The 24,016-nt window shown below is 60.7% G+C and carries 24 protein-coding genes; 9 read left to right on the top strand and 15 right to left on the bottom strand.

The features are described 5' to 3' along the window. Window positions 1-52 precede the first annotated feature (52 nt). Window positions 53-877, top strand: a complete 825-nt coding sequence (locus BS630_RS11080) for an NmrA family NAD(P)-binding protein (protein ID WP_077977443.1) — start codon at window positions 53-55, stop codon at window positions 875-877. After that, window positions 865-1,362 carry an anthrone oxygenase family protein gene (locus BS630_RS11075; protein ID WP_183594482.1) on the top strand — a complete coding sequence of 166 codons (498 nt, stop codon included), beginning with the start codon at window positions 865-867 and terminating at the stop codon, window positions 1,360-1,362. Before BS630_RS11080 ends, BS630_RS11075 begins: the two co-directional genes overlap by 13 nt. A 676-nt stretch (window positions 1,363-2,038) precedes the next feature. Here the strand turns inward: BS630_RS11075 and BS630_RS11065 are convergent. The 7 genes from BS630_RS11065 to BS630_RS11035 all read right to left on the bottom strand — a co-directional run bounded on the left by BS630_RS11065 (window position 2,039) and on the right by BS630_RS11035 (window position 8,896). After that, window positions 2,039-2,575: a glyoxalase superfamily protein gene (locus BS630_RS11065; protein ID WP_077977441.1), complete on the bottom strand. Its 537-nt coding sequence runs from the start codon at window positions 2,573-2,575 to the stop codon at window positions 2,039-2,041. Window positions 2,576-2,765: 190 nt separating this feature from the next. After that, window positions 2,766-3,944 (bottom strand): GGDEF domain-containing protein, encoded by a 1,179-nt coding sequence (locus BS630_RS11060; RefSeq protein WP_077977440.1) that lies wholly within the window; start codon window positions 3,942-3,944, stop codon window positions 2,766-2,768. A gap of 179 nt (window positions 3,945-4,123) precedes the next feature. Beyond that, the gene (gene pyrC / locus BS630_RS11055; protein ID WP_077977439.1) at window positions 4,124-5,170 is read right to left on the bottom strand and encodes a dihydroorotase; all 1,047 of its coding nucleotides are present in this window, start codon (window positions 5,168-5,170) and stop codon (window positions 4,124-4,126) included. Between the two features lie 72 nt (window positions 5,171-5,242). Next, window positions 5,243-5,875, bottom strand: a complete 633-nt coding sequence (locus BS630_RS11050) for a nucleoside triphosphate hydrolase (protein ID WP_077977438.1) — start codon at window positions 5,873-5,875, stop codon at window positions 5,243-5,245. Continuing rightward, a complete protein-coding gene (locus BS630_RS11045; RefSeq protein WP_077977437.1) occupies window positions 5,872-6,654 on the bottom strand; it encodes an ATP-binding cassette domain-containing protein in 783 nt (260 codons plus the stop codon). Before BS630_RS11045 ends, BS630_RS11050 begins: the two co-directional genes overlap by 4 nt. Window positions 6,655-6,656: 2 nt before the next feature. Next, window positions 6,657-7,721, bottom strand: a complete 1,065-nt coding sequence (locus BS630_RS11040; RefSeq protein WP_077977436.1) for an ABC transporter permease — start codon at window positions 7,719-7,721, stop codon at window positions 6,657-6,659. Window positions 7,722-7,876: 155 nt separating this feature from the next. Next, complete coding sequence (locus BS630_RS11035) at window positions 7,877-8,896, bottom strand: sugar ABC transporter substrate-binding protein (RefSeq protein WP_020048287.1); 1,020 nt, start codon at window positions 8,894-8,896, stop codon at window positions 7,877-7,879. Window positions 8,897-9,121: 225 nt separating this feature from the next. On the opposite strand from BS630_RS11035, the gene BS630_RS11030 reads away from it, so the two are divergent. Continuing rightward, on the top strand, window positions 9,122-10,369 hold the full coding sequence (locus tag BS630_RS11030) for an ROK family transcriptional regulator (protein ID WP_077977435.1): 1,248 nt from the start codon (window positions 9,122-9,124) through the stop codon (window positions 10,367-10,369). Then, window positions 10,353-10,823 carry an RbsD/FucU family protein gene (locus BS630_RS11025; RefSeq protein ID WP_077977434.1) on the top strand — a complete coding sequence of 157 codons (471 nt, stop codon included), beginning with the start codon at window positions 10,353-10,355 and terminating at the stop codon, window positions 10,821-10,823. Before BS630_RS11030 ends, BS630_RS11025 begins: the two co-directional genes overlap by 17 nt. A gap of 115 nt (window positions 10,824-10,938) precedes the next feature. Here the strand turns inward: BS630_RS11025 and BS630_RS11020 are convergent, their stop codons facing one another. Beyond that, window positions 10,939-11,421: a RidA family protein gene (locus BS630_RS11020; RefSeq protein WP_077977433.1), complete on the bottom strand. Its 483-nt coding sequence runs from the start codon at window positions 11,419-11,421 to the stop codon at window positions 10,939-10,941. A gap of 20 nt (window positions 11,422-11,441) precedes the next feature. Next, the gene (locus BS630_RS11015) at window positions 11,442-11,876 is read right to left on the bottom strand and encodes a cupin domain-containing protein (protein WP_077977432.1); all 435 of its coding nucleotides are present in this window, start codon (window positions 11,874-11,876) and stop codon (window positions 11,442-11,444) included. A 118-nt stretch (window positions 11,877-11,994) separates the two neighbouring features. Between BS630_RS11015 and BS630_RS11010 the strand changes: the two genes are divergently transcribed. The 4 genes from BS630_RS11010 (at window position 11,995) to BS630_RS10995 (ending at window position 18,048) form a co-directional block, all read left to right on the top strand. Continuing rightward, on the top strand, window positions 11,995-13,527 hold the full coding sequence (locus BS630_RS11010) for a winged helix-turn-helix domain-containing protein (protein WP_077977431.1): 1,533 nt from the start codon (window positions 11,995-11,997) through the stop codon (window positions 13,525-13,527). Between the two features lie 385 nt (window positions 13,528-13,912). Beyond that, window positions 13,913-14,587 (top strand): hypothetical protein, encoded by a 675-nt coding sequence (locus tag BS630_RS11005; protein ID WP_077977430.1) that lies wholly within the window; start codon window positions 13,913-13,915, stop codon window positions 14,585-14,587. A gap of 116 nt (window positions 14,588-14,703) precedes the next feature. Then, window positions 14,704-16,131: a hypothetical protein gene (locus tag BS630_RS11000; RefSeq protein ID WP_077977429.1), complete on the top strand. Its 1,428-nt coding sequence runs from the start codon at window positions 14,704-14,706 to the stop codon at window positions 16,129-16,131. A gap of 372 nt (window positions 16,132-16,503) precedes the next feature. Beyond that, window positions 16,504-18,048, top strand: a complete 1,545-nt coding sequence (locus BS630_RS10995; protein ID WP_077977428.1) for a putative bifunctional diguanylate cyclase/phosphodiesterase — start codon at window positions 16,504-16,506, stop codon at window positions 18,046-18,048. 337 nt (window positions 18,049-18,385) lie between these two features. On the opposite strand, the gene BS630_RS10990 is transcribed toward BS630_RS10995, so the two are convergent. Further along, window positions 18,386-19,288, bottom strand: a complete 903-nt coding sequence (locus BS630_RS10990; protein WP_077977427.1) for an alpha/beta fold hydrolase — start codon at window positions 19,286-19,288, stop codon at window positions 18,386-18,388. Window positions 19,289-19,471: 183 nt separating this feature from the next. On the opposite strand from BS630_RS10990, the gene BS630_RS10985 reads away from it, so the two are divergent. Then, entirely contained in the window at window positions 19,472-20,053 is a 582-nt protein-coding gene (locus tag BS630_RS10985) for a TetR/AcrR family transcriptional regulator (RefSeq protein ID WP_077977426.1), read from the top strand. A gap of 26 nt (window positions 20,054-20,079) precedes the next feature. On the opposite strand, the gene BS630_RS10980 is transcribed toward BS630_RS10985, so the two are convergent. The 5 genes from BS630_RS10980 to BS630_RS38415 form a co-directional block, all read right to left on the bottom strand. Next, entirely contained in the window at window positions 20,080-21,174 is a 1,095-nt protein-coding gene (locus BS630_RS10980) for an alkene reductase (RefSeq protein WP_077977425.1), read from the bottom strand. 26 nt (window positions 21,175-21,200) lie between these two features. Beyond that, complete coding sequence (locus tag BS630_RS10975; protein WP_245310402.1) at window positions 21,201-21,719, bottom strand: DUF2147 domain-containing protein; 519 nt, start codon at window positions 21,717-21,719, stop codon at window positions 21,201-21,203. A 58-nt stretch (window positions 21,720-21,777) separates the two neighbouring features. Continuing rightward, the gene (locus BS630_RS10970) at window positions 21,778-22,782 is read right to left on the bottom strand and encodes an NADP-dependent oxidoreductase (protein ID WP_077977423.1); all 1,005 of its coding nucleotides are present in this window, start codon (window positions 22,780-22,782) and stop codon (window positions 21,778-21,780) included. Window positions 22,783-22,815: 33 nt separating this feature from the next. After that, complete coding sequence (locus tag BS630_RS10965; protein ID WP_077977422.1) at window positions 22,816-23,679, bottom strand: alpha/beta fold hydrolase; 864 nt, start codon at window positions 23,677-23,679, stop codon at window positions 22,816-22,818. A gap of 128 nt (window positions 23,680-23,807) precedes the next feature. Continuing rightward, window positions 23,808-23,936, bottom strand: coding sequence for a hypothetical protein (locus BS630_RS38415; protein WP_276508026.1), 129 nt, complete (start codon window positions 23,934-23,936; stop codon window positions 23,808-23,810). Between the last annotated feature and the right edge of the window lie 80 nt (window positions 23,937-24,016).

Genomic DNA, 24,016 nt, shown 5'->3' with positions numbered 1-24,016 from the left:
TTTGCAAATGAGAGAGTTTCTCTTGTTTTCAAAGTTTGGAAGGAGTTTTGACATGCAGACTTCCGAAATCGTCCTCGTCGGTGGATCGGGAAAGACCGGCGGCCGCATCATCAAACGCCTTGAAGAGCGCGGCCTCACCGTCCGTGCGGCATCACGCTCCAGCGCACGGCCCTTCGACTGGGAGGACAGGTCGACCTGGCGCGGCGCGCTTGACGGCGCATCCAGCGCCTATGTCGCCTTCCAGCCGGACCTTGCCGTCGCCTGGGCGGCGGAATCGATCGAAGCGCTCGCCAAGGTCGCCGTGGAATGCGGCCTTGAGCATATCGTGCTGCTGTCCGGCCGCGGCGAAGAGGGCGCGCAACGAAGCGAAGCGGCACTGAAGGCTTCCGGCATAAACACCACGATCCTGCGCGCCTCCTGGTTCTGCCAGAATTTCAGCGAGGGCGCCTTCCTGGAGCAGATTCTCGCTGGCCGCCTGCAATTGCCGGCGGGCGAGATCGGGGAACCTTTCATCGATGCCGACGACATTGCCGATGCGGCGGTCGCCGCTTTGACCGATCCCGGGCACCGCAACAAGACTTACGAACTGACCGGCCCGCGGGCGCTGACATTCCACCAGGCGGTCGCCGAGATCGCTCAGGCCACCGGGCGGCCAATCGAGTACGAGCAGGTGTCGATGGCGGATTTCACCGGCGGGCTTGCGGATGCCGGCCTGCCGCAGGGCCTGATCGATCTTCTGGAGGAGCTTTTCGGACAGGTACTCGATGGGCGCAACGCCAGCACCATGGGCGGTGTCGCCGAAATTCTCGGCCGTCCCGCCACCGATTTCAGCCAATATGCCCGCCGGACCGCGGCAACCGGACTATGGAGCGCCTGACCATGCAGATCTTTCTCACCCTCTCCCTCGTGGCCGCGGCGATCGGCAGCGGCCTCGTCGCCGGCATCTTCTTCGCCTTCTCGACCTTCATCATGACTGCATTCTCGCGGATCCCGGCCGAGCAAGGCATTGCGGCGATGAACTCGATCAACGTGACGATCGTCCGCTCGCCCTTCATGGGCCTCTTCGTGCCGACGGCGATCCTCTGCCTCGTCATCGCCGTGCTCACCCTGATCGACTGGCGCGGCGGGGCATCCTTTCTGATGCTGGCGGGTGCAGCCCTCTACATTTTCGCCTCCTTCCTCTCGACCATCATCTTCAACGTGCCGATGAACGATGCGCTGGCAAAGATCGGCGGCAACGGGACGGAAGCGGTTCAGCTCTGGACCGCCTATCTCAGGGACTGGACGTGGTGGAACCATGTGCGGACCATCGCCTCGCTGCTTGCCTCGGTGGCCTTCGTGCGGGCGTTGATGATCGTCTGAGGAAGGCGGAGGCATTCAAGGCGCAGCGTGGCGGCGTGTCCTTCGAGGAGATCCTGCGGATCGCGCCTTGGATGAGGCAAATGGAGGGGCGCAGCTTCGCTCCCGCTTCGGTCACCGGCTCCGGAAAGCGCGCCAGGCGGAGATCACGGCGAGCAGCAAGAACAAGCCTGCCAAACCAGCCCACAGAGAACCGCCTTGCGTCAGGTTGTCACCGTCGGGAGTGAGGCAACTGGATAGGGCCTGCGATATGCAATCTCGGAACTTCCAGTACCTTTCATGGAATAACCATCCGAAAAAAATCGACAGAAGCGTTAAGACGAAGACTGGAAGGTATTTCATTTTGCTCCTCTCGGCAGGCATGCCCGCTACCCCATAGCGCCGGCGTTGCGCCCTTTTAGACCGGACAACTGGAGGAAGCAGCTAGCAACTTTTCGCCCAATATATCTTGCTCTGGCTAAGAAGAAACGGCACGGCGTTGCTACACATCTCTTCTCCCCAGCTGGGAGAAGGTGCCGGCAGGCGGTTGAGGGGGTGAGCGGCAAAGCCGCGAGTGCTCTGAGCGTAAGCGAAGGGCAACATATAGGATGTGCCGTGCGGCCCCCTCATTCGACCCTTCGGGCCACCTTCTCCCCGCTGGGGAGAAGAGGGAGCCAGTGACCTTAGTCATCCCATAGGACTACGTCTGTTCGCAAAAGGTGATGCGGTTGCTGAAGGGGTCGGTGACGGTCATCTCGAGGCCCCAGGGTGCTTCTTTGACGCCGGGCTTCATGTAGCGGTAGTCCTTGCCTGAGAGTTCGGCGTGATAAGCCCGCACATTGGCGACGCGGACGAAAGCCTTGGCGCCGGGGCTGGCGTCGCCGGAATGTTCGCTCAGGTGCAGCGCCATGCCGTCGCGCGAGACCTGGCAATAGAGCGGGAAGTTTTCACCGAAGCGGTGCTCCCAATCGAGATGAAAGCCGAGAAAGCCGCAATAGAACTCCATGGCCTTTTCGACCGAGAAGATGCGGAAGATCGGCATCGGCGGCTCGATGCCGATGGCAGAGGGGTTAGCCCCTGCCGCATCGATCTTTGCCGAGAGGATATTCCATTGATCGAGCCCGAACTGCCGGGCGACGATTTCGAGCGTCTCGCTGTGGGTCAGCGAAATATCGCGATCGGCAAGGGCCTGCCGCAATGTCTTTGCCATGAGCTTGGCATCGCGAAAATCGCGCATGATGTCATCCTTCCGTTGGCGGCAAACAGGAAGATCAGTGCCCGCGTCTGCTGACCCGTTCGCCATCGATCGCCAAACGGCAAGGGATGTGAAGGATGTTGTCTGGATGCATTCACCATAACGCAGAAGCGTCGCGGGGCGGCTGGCCGCATCCGGCCGAGGGCGATATTATGAGAGGGTTTATCAGGAATCAAGACGCGGTGCGCGTTGCCTCGACGGGAACCGCCTTGAGGTAGCTGGCAAGCTCGACCCGGTTGCGGCCGGCGCGCTTGGCGACGTAGAGAGCCTTGTCGGCGGCACTCAGCATGGCGTCGAAATCCAAGCTCTTCGAACGGCCGGGGGCGACGCCGACGCTGACCGTGCATGTCAGCACCTCGTCGTCGATATGGATCTCGCGTGCCTCGAACGCCCAGCGGATGCGCTCGGCCGTCAGTTCCGCCCGGCCGGGCATGATCTCCTTCACCACCAGGACGAATTCCTCGCCACCGAGGCGGGCAGCGGTATCGCCGGCGCGGCAATGGGCCGAAAGTTCGCCGGCGAAGATATTGAGCACGCGGTCGCCGGCAGCATGGCCGAAGCGATCGTTGACGGATTTGAAATGGTCGATATCGAAGACGATGACGGCGGTGGTCATTCCCATCGGGCGCGTGCCGTATTGATCGAACAGGGCGCGGCGGTTGAGCAGGCCGGTCAGCGGATCGGTGATCGCATCGAGACGATGGCGGGCAGCGAGCCGCCATTGATGCAACGCCAGCGACAGCGCGCCGATCCCGGTCATGCCGGCGATGCAGACGGCAAGGCTCAGATCTTCGGCCCAGTTGCTGGGGGCGTGGCCCAGCACCAGCTTACCGTCTGATATCAGCACGGCGGCGCAAAGCACGAAAGAGATCGCCGTCAGCGTATAGAGCGCTGTGATGCCGAGGAGCGGCGCGGGCGCTTCCGCCCGGGCGAGCCAGTATTGCCGGGCGGTGGCAAAGAGCAGCAAAGCGATTGCGAGGTTGTCGGCGATGAAAGCCAGGCCGTCATATCCCGATAACATCGGCACCACGGAAAAGATCATCGCCGCGAGCGCGCGGATCGCAATGGCTCGGATGGACAGGTGGCCAGTGAGGAACTGTCTGCCCGCACCCCATATGGTGGCGAAACCGGTATGAAACAGCACGAAGTTGCCGACGCCAAACCATTTCTCAGGTGTCGTCACATAGGCGCTGTAGACAAAAATGCCGCTGACGACGAGGACCAGGCCGACGGTGGCGGTGAGCAGCACGGTTTCCGTCCGGCGGACAAACCAGCTGCCCATCAGCGTCACGGCAAGGCAGGCCGCCGAAACGCCGAGCGCCAGCAAGAGGGAGTTATAGTCAAGCATCATGCTTTTCAGCCTCCGCGACTGCAGCCGCGCCGGATGATGTCGGCAGCTCATGGGTCGGTGCTGAGGAATGTCTTATGCATCCGTTAACAAATGATGCACCGCACAATACAAATGTTACGCGTTTAACGTTACATCGGAACTTAAGATCAAAAATCTATTTAAAATTGAATTCTTCGAGCTTACGCCTGCTGAACCACCTGCCAATACAGGGGAAACATCGGATCGAACACCGTCACCGGGCCGGCGCCGGTTTCTATCTTGGCGGGAAAGATGATCGGGTCGGGCTGCCGCGACAGGGTGATGCGGTCTTCGTTCGGCTGAAGCCCGTACCAAGCCGGTCCGTTCAGCGACACGAAGGCTTCGAGCCGCTCGAGGGCGCCCTCCTCCTCGAAGACATGGGCGAGGCAGCTCATCGTATTGACCGAAGTGTAGATGCCGGCGCAGCCGCAGCCGCATTCCTTCAGCGGATCGACATGCGGGGCCGAATCCGTGCCGAGGAAGAAGCGCGGATCGCCGCTGATGGCCGCTGCACGCAAGGCCAGCCGGTGGTTTTCGCGCTTGGCGACCGGCAGGCAGTAATAATGCGGGCGGATGCCGCCGACGAGGATGGCATTGCGGTTGATGATCAGATGGTGGGTGGTGATCGAGCCGGCCAGATTGCCCTTGGCCGCCTTGATGTAATCGACGCCATCGGACGTCGTCACATGCTCCATCGTCACCTTCAGCTCCGGCAGGCGCTGCCGCAGCGGATCGAGCACGGTCTCGATGAAGACGGCCTCGCGGTCGAAGATATCGACCTCAGGCGTCGTCACCTCGCCATGAACGCAGAGCGGCAGGCCGATTTTTGCCATGCGCTCCAGCACCGGCATCGCCTTTTCCATGTCGCGGACGCCGCCATGCGAATTGGTCGTGGCGCCGGCGGGATAAAGCTTGACGGCGGTGATGAGACCGCTGCTCTTTCCCTCCTCCACGTCATCGGGACTGGTATGTTCGGTCAGATAAAGCGTCATCAGCGGCTGGAAACGATGGCCGTCCGGCAAGGCCTTGAGGATGCGCTCGCGATAGGCCTTGGCGTCAGCTGACGTGACGACCGGCGGCACGAGATTGGGCATGATGATGGCGCGGGCGAAGGTGCGGCTCGTATCGGCGATCACGCCTTCCAGCATGGCGCCGTCGCGCAGATGCAGGTGCAAGTCATCAGGACGGCGGATGGTGATCGATTGCATGGCAGGCCTCCGAAGCGATGCGTCTGCGGCCTCGATAGCACTATCTTTTACATGAAAACAATCGCCGCGACATCACGCCAGCGCGATCTCCAGCGTCACATCGGCCGGGCGGCGGTTTTCGAGGATCAGCCGGCCGTTCGGCAGGTCGTTGCCGTAGACCTTGGCGCTGGCGGCCTCTTCGGTCAGGTTGTAACCGCGCCAGCGCGCCCAGAGCCGCTCCTCCAGCACCTCGATCGGCGGCGCGAGCATGATCGAAAAGTCGAAGACGCCTTCGAGTTCGGCCCATTTGCCGAGCGAAAAAAGCAGATAATTGCCCTCGACGATGATGAAGCGGTGATCGGGGGAAACAGGGCGGGCCGACGCAATGGCGAGTTCACGCGAGCGGTCGAAGACCGGCACCAGAACCTCCTGATCGGCCAGCCGGACGGCGCGGATGATATCGAGGAAACCGCGAACATCGAAAGTCTCGGGGATCCCCTTGCGCGCCAGCAGGCCGCGTTCGACCAGGATGGCGTTGTCCATGTGGAAGCCATCCATCGGCAGGACTTCGGCGCTTTCGCCCTTGGCCTTCAGCGCTTCCGCCAGATTGTCGGCCATGGTCGATTTTCCGGCACCCGGCGGTCCGGCGATCGCGACCAGGAAACGCCTGGAATGGCCGGCGCGGTCAAGCACCTCGCCGGCGATTTCATCGATGCGTGCGTTCATGCGGCGACCGGCTCCGTCGGCACCGCCTTGGCGCCGGTCATGAAGGCGACGGCGTCGGACATGGTGTATTCCTTCGGATCGATCACCGTCAGCCGCCGGCCGAGGCGGTGGATATGGATCCGGTCGGCCACCTCGAAGACATGCGGCATGTTGTGGGAGATCAGCACGATCGGCAGGCCGCGGGCGCGCACGTCGAGGATCAGTTCCAGCACGCGGCGGCTTTCCTTGACGCCAAGCGCTGCCGTCGGTTCGTCCATGATGATAACCTTCGAGCCGAAGGCGGCGGCGCGGGCGACCGCGACACCCTGGCGCTGACCGCCGGAGAGCGTTTCCACCGCCTGGTTGATGTTCTGGATGGTCATCAGGCCGAGTTCGGACAGCTTGTTGCGCGCCAGCTTTTCCATGGCCGGCCGGTCGAGCATGCGGAACATGGTACCGAGCACGCCCGGTTTGCGGATCTCGCGGCCGAGGAACATATTGTCGGCGATCGACAGCGCCGGCGACAAGGCGAGATTCTGATAGACGGTCTCGATGCCAGCGTCGCGCGCTTCCATCGGCGAGCGGAACTGCACCTGCCGGCCTTCCAGCGTGATCACCCCCTCGTCCGGGGTGACGGCGCCCGATATCGCCTTGATGAGCGAGGATTTGCCGGCGCCGTTATCGCCGATGACGGCGAGGATTTCACCCGGATAGAGGTCGAAATCGGCATTATCGAGCGCGGTCACGCGGCCATAACGCTTGACGAGACCGCGGGCGGTGAGAAGGGGTTCGCGAGCCATGATTACACCGAAACCTTTCTGATCCACTGATCGATGGCGACGGCGGCGATGATCAGCACGCCTGTCAAAAGGACTTTCCATTGCGGGTCGGCGCCGAGCATGTTGAGGCCCATCGAGACGACGCCGACGATCATGGCACCGAAGAGCGTGCCGAGAATGGAGCCGCGGCCGCCGAACAGCGAGATGCCGCCGATCACCGTCGCGGTGATCGCCTGGAGGTTAAAATCGGTCACCGCCGAGGACGGCGAGATCGATCCGTTGCGGCCGATCGAGACCCAGGCGGCCAATCCGGCAATCACGCCTGATATGGCGTAAACGGTGAGCAGCACCTTCTTCGTCTGAATGCCGGAGAGCTTGGCTGCCTCCGGATCGTCGCCGACGGCATAGACATGCCGGCCCCAGGCGGTGTGATTGAGGACATACCAGAGCACCAAGACGAGCAGCACCATGGCGATGACGCCGAGGGTCAGCACGGCGCTGCCGAGCTTGAAGCTCACGGCGAAAAGATGCAGCAGCGGCGCCTTTTCGTCGACGTCGGTATCGCGGATCGTCTCATTGGCGGAATAGATGAAATTCGTCGCCATGACGATGTTCCACGTGCCGAGCGTGACGATGAAGGGCGGCAGTTTCATATAGGCGACGAGGAAGCCGTTCAGCAATCCGCAAAGGCCGCCGACGACAAGCCCGGCGACCACTGCAATCGGCGTCGGTATGCCGTAAGTGATGGCGACATTGCCCATGATAACCGCCGAGATCACCATGATGACGCCGATCGAAAGATCGATGCCGGCGGTCAGGATGACCAGCGTCTGGGCGGCGCCGAGAATACCGACGATGGCGATCTGCTGCAGGATCAGCGTCAGCGTGTAGGACGAGAAGAACCGTTCGCCGATGGTGAGCCCGAAGATGATGATCGCCAGCACCAGCACGATCAGCGGCACGGCGGCCGGTGTCGAGTGGAGAAAATGCTGCGCGCGCTTGATCAGCGAGATATTCTCGTGCTCGAAGGAGGCGACGCTCTTGTCGCTGTCGTCGAGGACGCGTTCAAATTCCTGTGTTCCGGTCATGGTTCCTCCTCCGCAACCGCGCGCCGAACTCGCGCGGGGGCCGTCACCGATATCCATCCGGTCTTTGCTGAGCCGGTTCGTGAGGCGACGGCACATCGTCCGTCGAAAACGGCCGGGGATCAAGCCCCGGCCGGTCTGCTTTCAACAATCAGGGCTCAGCCCCAGCACTTGTCGGTGCCTTCCTTGGTGTCGATCGACTTGACGCCGGAAACCGGCTTGTCGGTGACGAGCGAGACGCCGGTGTCGTAGAAGGACTTGCCTTCGGTCGGCTTCGGCTTTTCACCGTTGTCAGCGAACTTCTTGATCGCTTCGACGCCAAGGGCTGCCATCATCAGCGGATATTGCTGCGAGGTGGCGCCGATGACGCCTTCCTTGACCGACTTCACACCCGGGCAACCGCCGTCGACCGAGACGATCAGCACGTTCTTTTCCATGCCGACGGCCTTCAGCGCCTGATAGGCGCCGACCGCGGCCGGCTCGTTGATCGTGTGGATGACGTTGATGCTCGGATCTTTCTGGAGAAGGTTTTCCATGGCCTTGCGGCCGCCTTCTTCATTGCCGTTGGTCACGTCATGACCGACGACGCGAGCATCGTCCTCGTCGCCGATCTTGTTCGGGTCCTTCGGATCGATGCCGAAGCCCATCATGAAGCCCTGGTCGCGCAGAACGTCGACCGTCGGCTGTGACGGGGTCAGGTCGAGGAAGCCGACCTTGGCATCCTTGGCCTTGTCGCCCATCGTTTCCTTGGCCCACTGGCCGATCAGCTTGCCAGCGAGCAGGTTGTCGGTGGCGAAGGTGGCGTCGGCGGCATCGGCCGGCTCAAGCGGCGTGTCGAGAGCGATGACCAGCAGGCCGGCATCACGGGCCTTCTTGACCGAAGACACGATGCCCTTGGTGTCGGAAGCAGCAATCAGGATGCCCTTTGCGCCGTCGGCAATGCAGCTTTCGATCGCGGCCACCTGGCTTTCGCTGTCACCGTCGACCTTGCCGGCATAGGACTTCAGCGAGACACCGAGTTCCTTGGCCTTAGCCGTCGCACCTTCCTTCATCTTGACGAAGAAGGGGTTGGTGTCGGTCTTGGTGATGAGGCAGGCAGCAACGTCAGCCGCCATGACAGGAGCGGAAAAGGTGACACCAAGCGCGAGCGCGCCGAAAGCGAGAACAGATTTCTTCATGGAACTCCTCCCAGAGTTTGCCGGCGCCGCCCGTGCGGGGCCGGAATTTACAGAACGACACTTCGCCGTGGATCGCAATGCCCCCAGCGGTCCCGTGCCCTTGACGACGGCAATTAAGAGCGAAAAGAAATCGCCTTGTCAATAAATAAATCCAATTGAATTATTAATTCGATGTGGCATGCTCCATCGAATTAGGGCATAGGCCAACAATCGGGAGGAGCGGCCATGTCGTCCTTGGATGGACCGGCAAACACACCGGTCCCGCCACCAATTCTGAATCCGGCCGGCGGTGCAAACCAGGTCAGGGTACGAGCCTATAACGAACGGCTCGTGCTGTCGCTGGTGCGTCTCTACGGCGCGCTGTCGAAGGCCGATATCGCGCGCCGCAGCGGGCTGTCGGCGCAGACCGTCTCCGTCATCATGCGGGTGTTGGAAAAGGAAGGGCTGCTGTCGCGCGGGGATCCGGTGCGCGGCCGTGTCGGCCAGCCGTCGATCCCGATGCATCTCAATCCCGACGCCGTCTATTCCTTCGGCTTGAAGATGGGCCGGCGCAGCGCCGATCTTGTGCTGATGGATTTCGTCGGCCGCATCCGCATGCAGCTGCATAAGACCTATGCCTATCCGCTGCCGGATGAAATCCTCGCCTTCGTCACCTCGGGCATCCGCGAACTCGAAGAACGGCTCGACGACAAGCAGCGCAGCCGCATTGCCGGCCTCGGCATCGCCGCGCCTTTCGAGCTCTGGAACTGGGCCGAAGAGGTGGGGGCGCCGGCCGGCGCCATGGAGGTCTGGCGGGAGATCGACCTGCAGGCCGACATCGCCTCCCGCGTCTCCCATCCGGTCTTCATGCAGAACGATGCGACCAGCGCCTGCGGCGCCGAACTGGTCTTCGGCGTGGGACCGTCCTATCCGGATTTCGTCTATTTCTTCATCGGCTCCTTCATCGGCGGCGGCATCGTCCTGAATTCGGCAATCTTTTCCGGCCGCACCGGCACGGCGGGCGCGATCGGGCCGCTGCCGGTGCGCGGCAAGAACGGCGAGACGATGCAGCTGCTCGAAATCGCCTCGATCTTCGTGCTCGAAAACATGCTGCGCGAGCGCGGCATCGATCCCGAGCCGCTCTGGTATTCCGCCGACGGCTGGGTGGATTTCGGCGAACCGATGGAAGCCTGGATCCAGGACAGCGCCAAAGCGCTGGCGCAGGCGATCGTTGCCGCCGCCTCGATCGTCGATTTCAGCGCGGCCGTGATCGACGGCGGCTTTCCCGATTGGGTGCGCAGCCGGGTGGTGCAAGCAACGATCGACGAAGCCGCCAAGCTCGACCTGCAGGGCGTCGTCATGCCCGAAATCATCGAGGGCGCAGTCGGCGCCCAGGCGCGCGCCATCGGCGGCGCCAGCCTGCCGATCTTCGCGCGTTACCTCACCGACCAGAACGTACTCTTCAAGGAGGTAGACCATGCTGAAAGGACTTGATCCGCTGTTGAGCCCGGAGCTGCTTTTTACGCTTCGCGCCATGGGCCACGGCGACGAGATCGCCATCGTCGACGGCAATTATCCGGGCGTCGAACATGCCCGCCGGCTGATCCGGCTCGACGGCCACCGCCTGATCCCGGTTCTCAACGCCGTGCTCAGCGTGCTGCCGATCGACGATTTCGTGGCGGAAGCGATCTTCCGTTCGACCGTCAAGGCCGAGCGCGACAGGCTCGACCCGGTGCATGAGGAGATGATCGACTGCTGCGCGCGCCACGAGCCGCACCGGCAGGTGGTGCCGCTGATCGGCCAGGATTTCTATGGAAGGGTGCGGGCCGCCCATGCGGTGATCCAGACCGGCGAGCCCAGGCTCTATGCCAATATCATCCTGCGCAAGGGCGTGATCTATCCGAAGGAGGCGGACGCCCACGCCGAGGTTGATCCCTTCGTTTACTAGAGCATGATGCCGAAAGTGTGAGCGGTTATCGGGCGACATCATGCTCAGACGATCTGACGTAGAACAGGATTCAGATTTTAGGCCAAACTGACCTAAATCATCCTGTTCCGGCGGGTCACCCGTCTATTTCGACTTCCGCTTCACAGTTTACGGGCGCATTTAAAGGGATGGCCATGCCGATGGACGAGCGGGCGTGGGCGCCAACGCTGGGGCCGTACAGCTCCAGTATCAGATCGGAATAGCCGTTTGTGACCAGCGGCGTCTCATTGAAACCCGGAGCAACATTCACCATGGCGAAGACGCGCAGCCAAGCCGTGACCCGATCAAGGTCTCCGACAGCACGTTTGAGACTGGCGAGATGGGCCAGGGCAACGAGCCGGGCTGACGCGTAACCCTGCTCTGGCGAAACCTCCGCTCCGACCTTGCCAAGGGGGTCTGCCAATGTCCCATCGCGGTTGCACGCGACGTGACCCGAGATGTAAGCGCGGGTGCCGCGCACCCGAACCCAGGCGAAGGGCATATGCAGCCCCTCGCGAACTTTCAAAGGTTCGGGCAATTCCAGACCCATTTCGGCCAGACGTTGTTCGATGATGGCCATGGTGCAGCTCCCCGGTGTGATTAAGGTACGATGTTGTCGAGCTCCGGCATCAGAACGACGCTCTCGTTGGCTGCGGGGTCGTTGCGGGCACCGAGGAACTCGGCGCTTTCGGTGCTGCGATTGACGGCCACGTGGGGAACGCCGGCCGGAATGAACAGATAGTCACCGGCGTGGACCAATTCGCACTGCTCGAGCTCCGACCCCGACCAGATCTCGATTTCTTGGCCCGCAGTCATCAGAAGGGCCGTCTCGTGTCCCTCATGGCGATGGGCCTTGGTTCGCCGGCCTGCCGGTAGCGAAATCATCCCCAGCCAAAGAATGCTTGATCCGACGCTTTGTGCCGAGACACCTGAGCGATAGACCGACCCTTGCTCGGCGACATAGCTGCCGCTCCCGCGTACGACTTTCGCGGTTAATCCATGGGGATTTTTCGGTTGCGTTGCTTCGTTCTTCATCGCTCTCACCACTTCAGCCGCTGCACTGGAGCAGACTCTGCGCGCTCGGCCGGCGCAAGTCCTGAAGCGGGGCCGAAAAATTCCGAAAAGTTGCGAAATCGGCGTATCATTCCCGGCCATGAACACCCAGCACCTTGCCTTCGGCCACTTCGAGTTCATTGCCGAGAACGGATGCCTGTTTCGCGACAATAGGCCTGTCGCTATCGGCGCCCGAGGTGCTTCCCTGCTTGCCGCTCTGCTTTCGGCACAGGGAGGTGTCGTCTCCAAGTCGGCCCTGATGGATGCGGTTTGGCCGGGATTGGCCGTCGAGGAAAGCAATCTTTCCGTTCAGATTGCCGCCCTTCGCAAGCTGCTCGGCCCTGCATCAGACGGCAGCGAATGGATCGTCACGGTCCCGCGGGTCGGATACAGATTTTCCGGTCCGGTGGAGAGCCGGACCGACGCAGCCGAAAGCGGATGGCACGCGCAGACCAGTTCGATGCCGGCGATTGCGGTACTGCCATTCGAAAATCTCGGCGGTGATGCTGAAAGACAGTATTTGGCCGATGGTATCACCGACGACCTGATTATGGCGCTCGTTCGGTTCAGATGGTTCCGCGTCGCCTCACGTGGGGCGAGTTTCACAAGGAAGGCTGGCTCAAGGGATCCGCAATCTATCGCGCGCGAACTTGGCGTCGATTTTCTGGTGGCTGGAGCTATCCGGAATACCCGCGATCAGATCCGGATATCGGTGCACCTCGCCGACGCAGTGAAAGGCGCCACCGTCTGGTCCGAACATTACGATCTTCAGGTGGCCGAGGTATTTGCAGTGCAAGACGCCATCGCCGAGCGGATCGCAGCGGCGGTGGAGCCCGAGCTGCTGTTGCGTCATGGGCTTCCGATGGCTCCGCACACCGGCAACATCACTGCCTGGAACCTTGTAAGGCAAGGTACATTCAATTTCCACAAGGTCACCCAGCCCACCCACCTTGTCGCACGGCGATTCTTCCGCCAGGCTGCGGAGCTCGATCCCATGCTTCCAGAGGCGCAGATCTGGCGGGCGCGGGTCAATGCGGGCCTCATTGGCTACGGCTGGACTGATAACCCCGCCGCGGACGGGAAGGAAGGATTGGATGCGGCCCTTCGGGCGATCTATCTCGATGCGCGGAACCCGTACTCGCACTATGCGCTGGCGATTGTGTCGGCCTACACAGGCAGGGCTGACCAGGCGATCCTCGCAGCGGAACGGTCCATCGAACTCGGTTCGAGTTTCGCCTTGGGGTATCTCGTCTTCGGCATGGCCCGTCTCTTTTCGGGGGATGCGGCCGGCGCGCGGCAGCCCCTGGCTCGCGGCCTCGAACTTAACCCCCATGACCCGCAGAATGGGGTTTGGTTCAGCCTTCTGATGCTTGCACTGTTCTTTTCGGGCGACGTCGAGGGCGCACTCGAAACGGGACGTACGGCGCTAAAGGCGCGGCCTGACTGGCCGGCGCTTCTGCGCATTCAGGCGTGCTGCCATATGGCCGCGGGACATCGTGAACAGGCCCGCCGCTTTGCTGCGGCTGCCAGCGACCTTTCCGAATCCGCCGGCGATGCGCTTGGTCCGTTCAGGGATGACAACAAGAAATGGGCCACCCGCCTGAACGACCTGTTGCGGGAGGCGGAACTTTAAAACGACCGATTGGCAAAACCCGTTCAGGATCGGCGCCGAAGCAGCCTGAGGCCTTGCCATAAGGAGGCCTGCCGCTCGTCGGCCGGGATTGGCAGCCGGTGAAGACCGCCTATGCGGTAATCCAGACCGGCGGCCCAGGTTCTATGCCAATATCATCCTGCGCAAGAGTATGATCTACCCAAGGAGGCGGACGCCCAGGCGACTTTCGCCACTGGTTCGATAGATGTTATGGTGCGGTCGGTGCGTTGGCGTCCTGTCGGCCAGGCCGCCAAATCGCTCGTTAAGCCAAGTGCTGCGAACGGCACCTCAACACCAGGAGCGGACGTCGAGCGGCTGCATGGGCACGTGCGGGATTAGCCGGTGAAGCGATGAGGACACGGATCACATGGCACCTGACATGAGCGCAACTCCTCGTCGCAGCACCACCGGTCTGCGCAAATTTCTGGATCCTGAGCAGCAGCGGGATTGGATAGAAGGCAAGGCGGAGTTGATCGACGCCGAAGAGCGCGTGGAGTCCCTGGAACAGCGGTTCAAGTACGTCGCACGGTTCGAGAAGCTGCTTCGTCGCCCGCAGGCGCAAGACCTTCTGCAAATTCTCGGGGCATACGGACAAACCTGCATCCCCATCCCGCGCAAGACCGAGCGGCACTACTGGTCGGTTTCGTGCCTGCCCTCGACTTCCGACAAGCCGCTCATCCGCGTTAATGCGAGCTGGATGGAGCTTTTCACGCTCTACGCCGACGGCGAGGGTCTGCGTGCACGATTCCTGGTGCATCTTTCTGACTTCACCACGGATCATTCACCGGCGCAGGGCGATGTGGACGAGGCTTTTCTCGAGGACTGTGTCGTGACGCCCCAAGACGTCGGTTACTTTTTTCCGCGCGGCGAGGACATTTTTGGCATCACTGTGCAGGGCTCAGCCTCGATCCGCAAATTCCTGGCGGAGCGCCGCATCTTGCGCGCCATCCGGACTTTCAATGTGACGCACATGAACCGAGGTCGGAACGCCTATCAGGCGAGCCACTGCTACAGCCTGGCGGACACCATGCTGGCGGGTTGATCGGCTCCGGGATGCGCCCTACCCTGGCGAAGCGGCTCAACGCCGTAAAACATGTGGAACCGGGAGCGTCGATTGATCGATCATTTCTCTGCGTCGAACTGGTTTGAGAAAATCAAATGAAGGTGCGCCTGCTGATTGCTTGCGTGCTCGTTGCCGCCGCCTACATGGCGCTGACGACAGAAACTCGATTGTCTACCCCAATCAAGCCAGACGGCATCCCACAGGCGAGCGAAACGCCGCCTTCCAGGATCTACAAGGATGCTTCGGGACGCGAGGTGCATATAGCGACGCCCTTGCTGGATAAATTCTCCTATGCCGGAGATGCCGACCTCTGCATCGAACTACGGGAAATGACAAAATCCAATGCGGAGGCCGCAGAAGAGCTTCTGGACGCATGCGACGACATTTCAACGGGCAGCGCGGTTGAGATAAGCCAAAAGCGTATCTGGCTGGCCACGATGCTTGGCGACGGAGACGAGGAATATACTTATTCCCTTTCCGACAACGAAATCGATCGGAACAAGCGCGTTGTCCTGGCGATTTCGATGCTGAGAGCCGCACTGGATGCTGCTGCGCCGGATGCTGCAAAAGAGGCCTTCTCCGCTCTCGATAGCCTTTGGATCGCAAACGATGCAAGCGGCGCCTTTGCTGGTTATAATCCGCCCTTCCTATTTCGCTCCGCCATGAAAGCTGAAGCCGGTGAAGCTCTGCTGGCCCTGTGCCCAATTGCCGGTCGGAGCGACTGCGATAGCTTCGTACCAAGCGGAATGCCCAAGGCGCTGGAAGAGCTTGGGCGCTGGAAATCCGATGAGGCCTTGCTGTTGCGTTCTGCAGAACTGTTGGAACGCGAATACAGGGCGATCAAAGATCCAAGCAAGAGCAAGGAGCTTAATTTTGCTCAGGATTTTTCCGCAACGCTGGGTTATGCCAATGAACTCAATCCAGGAAACGGAAGCGCTCACGCCAGGCGTGGCGTGAAGCCGTTGGAGGAGTGGCTGGGCAAATATGAAAACAGCACCGATGAACGTGCGTTGCGATACATCTATAGCACGGTTGGCGCAGCATATGGACGTATCGCATCGGATAGCCAGCAGCGTGCCGACGCTGAAAAGGCCGTAAAATTCAATAGTCTGACCTTCGAAATAGCCAGGAAATTGGACAAGGACGGCCCGAGCTGGGAAAACATGGCGAATCTTGGCGATGACACGCTGCTATTGGCCGAACTGAACCGAGAGGAAGCAGGATTTCAAAAAGCGTTGAAACTTCACCGCGACGCCTACGCGATAACGGAAAAGCTGAATTCGCAAGACGCTACCGCCTATATGAATATGAAACTTGCGCTGACCCTGCAGCACTATGCAAAGGCAGAGCTTCCTTCGGTTACGAAAAACGAGAGGATCGCCATGTTGGAAGAGGCGGTCAATTTGGCTGAAGGCGTCAAGCCGCTCTTCGAACAGACCGGCACAGCACTCTACCTGCGAATGACGAATGGCGTCCTGGGTGAGGCAAACGCCCAACTCATCTCGCTCCGCCAATCGAATTAGCCTTGATAATCCGGTCCATCTTAAGGACGCTCCTGTCTTGTTCGGCGAACGGTAGACACTATGGAGCCGAATCCTCATCCGATTTACGGCAAGGATATCCATTGTGCGCAGCGAAACTCCCGTGCCTTCGTAAAGGCAACCCACCATTAACCTATCAAGCGAACAGATGATCTTTGGGATTTGTCGGTGCTGCGCGGCTTCATCAGCCACTGCGATACCGGCCCTCTTATTCCGCCCGAATGAATTGAGGCGGTCTTCGATCACGGCGTGACCGCCGATGCCGCGAAGTTGCGCCATCCGTCGTCGGCATTCGGTGATACGAGCGTACCAAACTGGCCATGACGGCTCTTCACACAACAGGAGCCTGTTCATATGCCTCGCATCCAACCAACCAGACCGCAGATGGAGATCGTTGCCTGGCTCGCGGTCTTCCTGCTTCTCTTCTGCCTATCTTGGTTCCTCCAATGGCATGAAGGGCTGGATCGGTTCATCGAGAAGCATCATGACTATCCGCTGGACCACGCGCTCCTCGCCCTCAATATCTCCGGGTTTCTCGGGCTCATTTATTCCGGGCTGAGAATCCGGGATCTTTCGAGGGAGGTCAACCGCCGGCTGCAGGCCGAAAAGAACGTGGACTGGATTGCCTGTCACGACACGCTGACCGAACTGCCTAACCGCAGGTTTCTGGATTCGGTATGCGCGCAGGCGATGACCGATCAAAGGGAAGAAACCTACGCCGTGTTCAGCATCGATCTCGACGGCTTCAAGAAGGTCAATGACCTCCTGGGGCACGATCACGGTGATGCGGTGCTGAAGACTGTTGCTCAGCGGCTCTCTTCCCTCTTTCCCCGCGAATACGTTTTCCGCCTTGGTGGAGACGAATTCGTTGTTCTGGCGCGGCGAACCGGAAATCCCGATCTTGCCGCGTTGGCGAACCGCATAGTGACCGTGATCGGCAAGCCGTTCACATTCAATGGTGTCGCCGTTGACCTCGGCGCCAGTGTCGGCTTCGCGCTTTTTCCGGAGAACGGCGATGACCTCAGTCAGGTCATTCGACACTCCGACTGTGCGATGTATGTCGCCAAAAAGCAGGGGCGCAATCTGGTGAAGCCCTTCGTGCCTTCGATGCAGGACGAGTTGGCGAAGCGGATTCGGATGGAAGCTGATCTGAGAGCAGCCATCAAGAAGGCTGAAATCGTTCCCTACTATCAACCGCTCGTGGACCTGAAAACGAATAGGATTATCGGCTTCGAGGCGCTGGCACGCTGGAAGACGGCCTCCGGCGAATTCATCCCACCGAACGACTTTATTCCGGTGGCGGAGGAAGCCGGTCTGATCGTCGGATTGACCGACCAACTGCTTCGCCACGCCTGCACCGATGCGCTTTCCTGGCCAAGTGAGCTCGTCCTGTCATTCAACCTTTCCCCGATCCAGCTGAGCGATCGGTTACTGGGGCTCAGAATTCTCAAGATATTGGGCGATGTCGGTCTGCCCGCGCACCGGGTCGAGCTGGAAGTGACGGAGAGCGCGATCATCCAGGACGCCGTTACGGCACGAATCGTCCTCGATGATCTGGTGAATGCCGGGGTCGGGATTGCTCTCGACGACTTTGGAACAGGTTATTCCAGCCTCTCACAACTATCCAACTACCGGTTCGACAAGATCAAGATCGACAGGAGTTTCGTCTCTTCATTCGAAACCGACGATAAGCAAGACAAGGTGATCAAGGCGATCATCGCTCTCGGTGTGGGACTTGGCGTGACGATAACCGCGGAGGGTATCGAAGAGGAGAGCCAGCTTCGGCGGCTTCAGGAGCTGGGTTGCGACATCGGCCAAGGTTATCTGCTTGGCAGGCCAGCGCCGGCCGAGAAGCTTGCCACAGGCCAGGTCGGCGCCAGAATTTTGCAACGCGGTTGATGGGGGCGGCGGTATGTCGGCTCTGAACCAAAGCCGACACGAGCTTACTGACTTCAAGTTACGCTTATCAATGCCTCACTTTTCGTCCGGAGCTGCTTGGCTTTGTCGGCATCGAGCGCATAGGATCTGACGCCGTCGGCAAATGGGTTGGGCGTGTCATTGATTGACGCGACGGCGCAATCCCTGACGATACGTCGCCGTTGTCGAGCAAGCCCTGTCCACCCTGGCCGACCGGCCGTTCCACTGGAGCGTGATATCGCAGGCGCTCGGAGAGCCGCTCGGGGCAGCAGTCCAAAGTTTTACAGCGTGACGGCGCGCCGGAGCAATCATCCGGACTTTACTCCGACACAGGGGTAAAAGGATGACGCCCAAGAAACGCAGCCACTTGTTCTGTAACCTCGACCGGCGCGGAGTCCGGGAAAAAATGCCCGCCTGGTACAGCGCAAGCGTCCATGGTGGTGCCGCGATCCGCCCAGGTGGCTGGAAGATCATAGAGTTTGGCCATCGCGCCGGCGGCGCCGTACAGGATCAGCGCAGGCGCCGATATACGTCTCCCTTGCTCCGCCAGATCGTCGGCGAGATCGACGGCCAGCGCCGCACGGTAATCGTTGCAGCCGCCGGCAATCGCCTTGGCATCATGCCATGAAGCCCGATAGGCCGCGAGCTGTTCGGCGTCGAAATCCTGCGGGCCTGCCGCGCCCCATCCAAACAGGCAGGTTTCATAAAAGAGATCGGGATTGGCTTCGATCATTCGCTCCGGGAAGGGCGCGGGTTGAGCGAGGAAGAACCAGTGCCAGTAGCTTTGAGCGACCTCGCGGCGCAGGTCGCCCAGCATCACCGCCGTCGGCACGATGTCCATCAGAGTGACGCTCGCCACAACAGCAGGATGGTCGAGAGCCAGCCTGTGCGCCACCCGGGCGCCGCGGTCGTGACCCGCGAGGTGAAACCGCTCGTGTCCAAGCGCTTTCATCAAACCGAGTTGATCGGCTGCCATGGCGCGGAAGCTGTAATTGGTCAGATCAGCGCGAGCCGGTGGTTTGTCGGAGGCGCCATAGCCGCGCAAATCTGCACAGATCACCCGATAGCCGAGCGCGACCAGCTCTGGTGCGATCCGTGCCCAAAGTGCCTTGGTCTGCGGAAATCCATGCAGCATCAGCAGCGGCTCCCCCGCACCCGCGGCGACATAAGCGATCTCCACGCCATCGACGGCAATCCGGTTGCTTTCAAAACCCTCAAACATACTTCGCTCCAGTGTCGCGACGATTGTGACGCCTCTGCAGCGGGTTGGATGCCGTGAGGTCCGTCTTGCCCTGATGTAATCCTTATATTGGTTGACATTATTAATGATATACGTCATCAATAAGTCAAGCTATAATGACGCACGACATCATAGTTTGGGCATGGCCGTCGAAAGGGCTGCGAAGTGCGGATCACCAAGGAAAAAAAGCAGGAAAACTACGAGCGGATTATCACCATCGCTTCCGAACTGTTTCGCGAGCGCGGGTACGATGGCGTGGCGGTGGCGGAGCTGATGGAGCGTGCCGGGCTCACTCATGGCGGCTTCTACAACCACTTCCGATCCAAGGAGGAGCTCATCGCAGCGGCGACCGCCAGGGGTTTCGGCGAGACCGCGGAACGCTACGCAGGATATGATGCGCTTGCCGCCATCGAAGCCTATATCTCGCGCGAGCACCGGGATGCGCGCGGCCAGGGATGCTCCGCTGCGGCACTGAGTTGCGAAGCAGCACGGCTGCCGGATGAGACGAGATCGGCTTTTGCCGCAGGAATCGAAAACCTGCTCAGCACGTTCGAGGGCGACATGGCGCGCGATCACGCCTCCGGCGCCGGATCTCGCGCGCTGACCATCAGCCTCCTTGCTCAGGCCGTGGGCGCCATCGTCCTTTCGAGAGCCTGCCCGGACAATTCTACCCTGGCGGATGAAATCCTGGATGCCTGCCGGGCCGACTGCCGTGATGCCATCGGAGATCACGCGCGCAACCAATAGGGCCGCGCATGGGCGGCCCCATGCAGTCAGGCGTCGACCGGCGCGGCCATGGTGGGATAGTCGGTGTAGCCCGCAGCACCTCCGCCATAGAGCGTCGCCATATCGAGATTGGCCAGCGGTGCACCGGCCTTCAGGCGTTCGACAAAATCCGGATTGGCAATGAACGGCCTGCCGAAGGCGAACAAATCCGCCAGTCCCTGCTCCAGCCTTGCCGTCGCGAGTTCCAGATCGTAGCCGTTGTTGGCGATGTAAGTGTTCTTGAACCTGCGGCGAAGCGCCTCATAGTCGAAGGGGGCAACGTCGCGCGCCCCGCCCGTCGCGCCTTCGACGACATGGAGGTAAGCAATGCCCATCTCGTCGAGCTGCTCGACGATGTAGTTGAACTGCGCCTGCGGATCGGTTGCGGAGATCCCGTTGGCCGGCGACACCGGCGAAATCCGAACGCCGGTTCGCTGCGCTCCAACTTCCTCGATGACCGCGGCCGTCACCTCCAGCGTCAGCCGGGCGCGGTTTTCGATCGAGCCGCCATAAGCGTCGACGCGGGTGTTCGATCCATCCCTGGCGAACTGGTCGAGCAGGTAGCCATTGGCGCCGTGAACTTCGACGCCATCGAAACCGGCGGCGATCGCATTGGCGGCGGCGCCACGGAAATCCTTGATAATGCCGGGGATCTCGCCCGGTTCGAGCGCCCGAGGCGCCGACACATCCACGAAGGCGTTGTTTACAAACGTCTTGGTTTCGGCCCTGATGGCGGAAGGCGCCACCGGGGGCTGCCCATCCGGCTGCAGGTCGACATGCGATACCCGACCGACATGCCAGAGCTGCAGGAAGATGTGGCCGCCCTTGGCATGCACCGCGTCGGTCACCTTACGCCAGCCGTCGATCTGCGCCTCTGTGTAGATGCCGGGCGTGTCCTGATAGCCTTGACCCTGCTGCGAAATCTGGGTCGCCTCCGAGATGATCAGTCCTGCCGAGGCCCGCTGCGCATAATATTCGGCGATGAGATCCCCCGGCATAAATCCGGCGCCCGCTCTGTTGCGCGTCAATGGCGCCATGACGATGCGGTTGGAGAGCGTGAGGGAGCCGAGTACCGAGGGCCCAAAGAGTGTCTTGCTGGTCATGTGTCACTTTCACAAAGAGTTAGAAATTATTGCTGACGTTCCCAGACCTGTGAACGTCCGAGCAACGACACGCCGATAAAGCCGCGCACGTTGAGCTTCGTGCCGCCGTTGGTGACGGAAATCTTGCTGCTGTAGACCTTGCCATTGTCTGGATCGAGAATCTGGCCACCGGTATATTCGTTGCCGTCCTTCTTCAGGCCGCTCAGGATGACCAAGCCAACGACCGGCGCGTTCTTGAGCGCGCCTTCGCATTTCGCGCAGGTCGGGCTTTCGTTCGCGGCGAGAAAGACTTTTTCGATCCTGCCCTGCAATGTGCCATTTGACTCGGTAATTCGGATCAAGGCCCTCGGCTTGCCGCTGACGTCATCGACATTCCGCCACAAGCCAACAGGCGAGCTATTGTCAGCCCATGCCGCCGATGACATGAGGGCCGCAACGGCGGTGAGTGCGAAGACGGTGGACCTTCTTAATATATGCAATGCTGTCAGCTCCTTGAATTGCGTTGAACGCGTGTGTTGCTGGATAGGCGTAAAGTCGGCTGGCAAGGGGCCAGCGTCGCAGAGGTCATGAAAATCCGGTGAGCCGCTGAGCTCTCCAAGGGTTCTAGTCTGCGACCGTGATGACCACCTTGCCCTTCGCACGCCCGGTCTCGACATAGGCCAGCGCATCCCCGGTCTTCTCAAACGGGAACACCTTGTCGACGACCGGGCGGATCGCGCCCGATTCGATCAGCGAGGTGATTTGATCCAATTGCTGCCCTTCGGCGCGCATGAACAGGAACGAGTAGCGAATGCCGAGACGCTTGGCTTTTTTTCGGACTCCTCGGCTCAGCAGGCGCAGCACCAGTTTCAGAAACAGGTTCAGGCCGAGCTTCCCGGCGAAAGCGGGATCGGGCGGACCGGAAATGGAAATGAGCTGGCCGCCCGGCTTCAGCACAGCCAGGGATTTTTCGAGCGTCTTTGGATCCTGGCTGTTCAGCACGAGATCGTAACCCGACAAGACCTTCTCGAAATCCTGTGTCTTGTAATCGATCACCACATCCGCCCCGAGGCTTCTGGCCAGCTCGGCATTGCCAGCGCTCGTCGTCGTCGCGACGGTCGCGCCGAGATGCTTGCCGAGCTGAATGGCGAAAGTCCCGACCCCGCCGGAACCGGCCTGGATGAAGACCTTCTCGCCGGGTTTCACCTTGCCCACCTCGACCAGCGCCTGCCACGCGGTCAGCCCCACCAGCGGGATGGACGCCGCTTCCGTCATGCTGAGGTTGTTCGGCTTCAGCGCCACGTCGGCTTCATCGACGGCAATGAATTCGGCAAATGTGCCGACCCGATGATCGCGCGGCCGTGCATAGACCTGATCCCCCACCTTGAACCGCCTGACGCCGGATCCGGCTTTGACGACCGTTCCGGCAACGTCGTGCCCCAGGACGAAGGGTGGGCGATAGGGAAGGATAAGCTTGAACTCTCCATCCCGGACCTTGGAGTCCAGGAGGTTTACGGCCGTGGCCTGAATCCGGACCAGGACATCATTATCCTGCAATTCCGGTTCGGGCAGGTTGGCCAGACGCAAAGCGCCCTTCTTCTTGTACTTATCAACGACGAATGCCCTCACGAGGCTTTCTCCAATTCGAAGTCTATTGCGGTATCAGGCGCCAAGGAAGGACAAAGCCTTCGGCACGAAATCGGCGTAGTTCTGGAAAATCCCACCATGCCCGGCGTCCTTGTAGACAACCAGCTCTGCTTCGGGGATGCGCTGAGCCATATCGGCGCTGTTGACGGCCGGAACCATGATGTCATCGTCGCCATTGGCGATCAGGACCGGGATAGTGATACGGTCGAGATCCTGAGGCGCCTGCCGCCCCCAGGCTTTGATCGCCTGGAGTTGCCGCAGGAAAGCCCTTGGAGTTGGCCCCTTGTCCCTTCCCGCCTTCCGCTCTTTCAGTCGATCCAGAAAGGCTTTCGCGGCTTGGCGACCATTGGCGGTAGACGTGAAGAACAGATAGGTTTTTGGGTCGCGCAACGTCAGCAGACCTTTGATAATGAGTGGCCAGGATATCGCTCCCACCTTCTCGATGCCCCGGCCTCCGGCGGGGCCGGTACCGGCTAAAATAAGTTTGCGCACGAGATCGGGGGCTTTCAGCGTGATGTCCTGCGCGACAAATCCCCCGAGAGAAAATCCAAGCAGATCGACTTTTTTGAACCCAAGCGTTCGGATCAACGCGATCGTGTCGCGTGCCATCTCGTCGATGGTCAGAGGGGCCGTACCGCCTGAGGCGCCGATACCTCTGTAATTGGTGGCGATTACGTGATGCCTGGTGGCGAGACCATCGACAATGCGGGGATCGAAATTGTCCAACACCGCGCCCCAATGGTTGAGAAGAATGATCGGCACGCCACCCTGGGGGCCAAGGTCGCGATAGGCAAAAGGGGTTTCCCCAACATTGATCCAGAGGTTGGGCGCCTCGGCATAACACGTCGCAGACCGAAGATATCTTACAGAAGTGTTCATCGTTTACTCCAATATCCGGCCCGAACCGGCAGGGCTGGGTCGGAGAGAAAGCACCCAGCTTCGGTCGCTCTACATTTTAATGACAACTGTCATCATAATAGGATTAATGATACTCGTCATCAAAGTTGTCAAGCGGAATTTTTCTCAGCCGAATCAAACACCATCTCCCGCAGGCTGGTACGCGGATCGCTCGAGCCAGGAAGGGTGCAAAGATCACCACGGTCGGGATGGTCTATTCTCACTTCAAACTTCGTCATGAGCCCGAGTCGCTCCTCGCTACATGCCGATCCCGCGCTCGCCGGCGATGACCGAACTCGACCGGGCCGAGATTTTTCGC

It is taken from the genome of Rhizobium laguerreae, assembly GCF_002008165.1.
Classification (GTDB): Bacteria; Pseudomonadota; Alphaproteobacteria; order Rhizobiales; family Rhizobiaceae; genus Rhizobium; species Rhizobium laguerreae.
The sequence above is the reverse complement of the archived record's forward strand: the minus strand, read 5'-3'. Positions and strand labels throughout refer to the sequence as shown.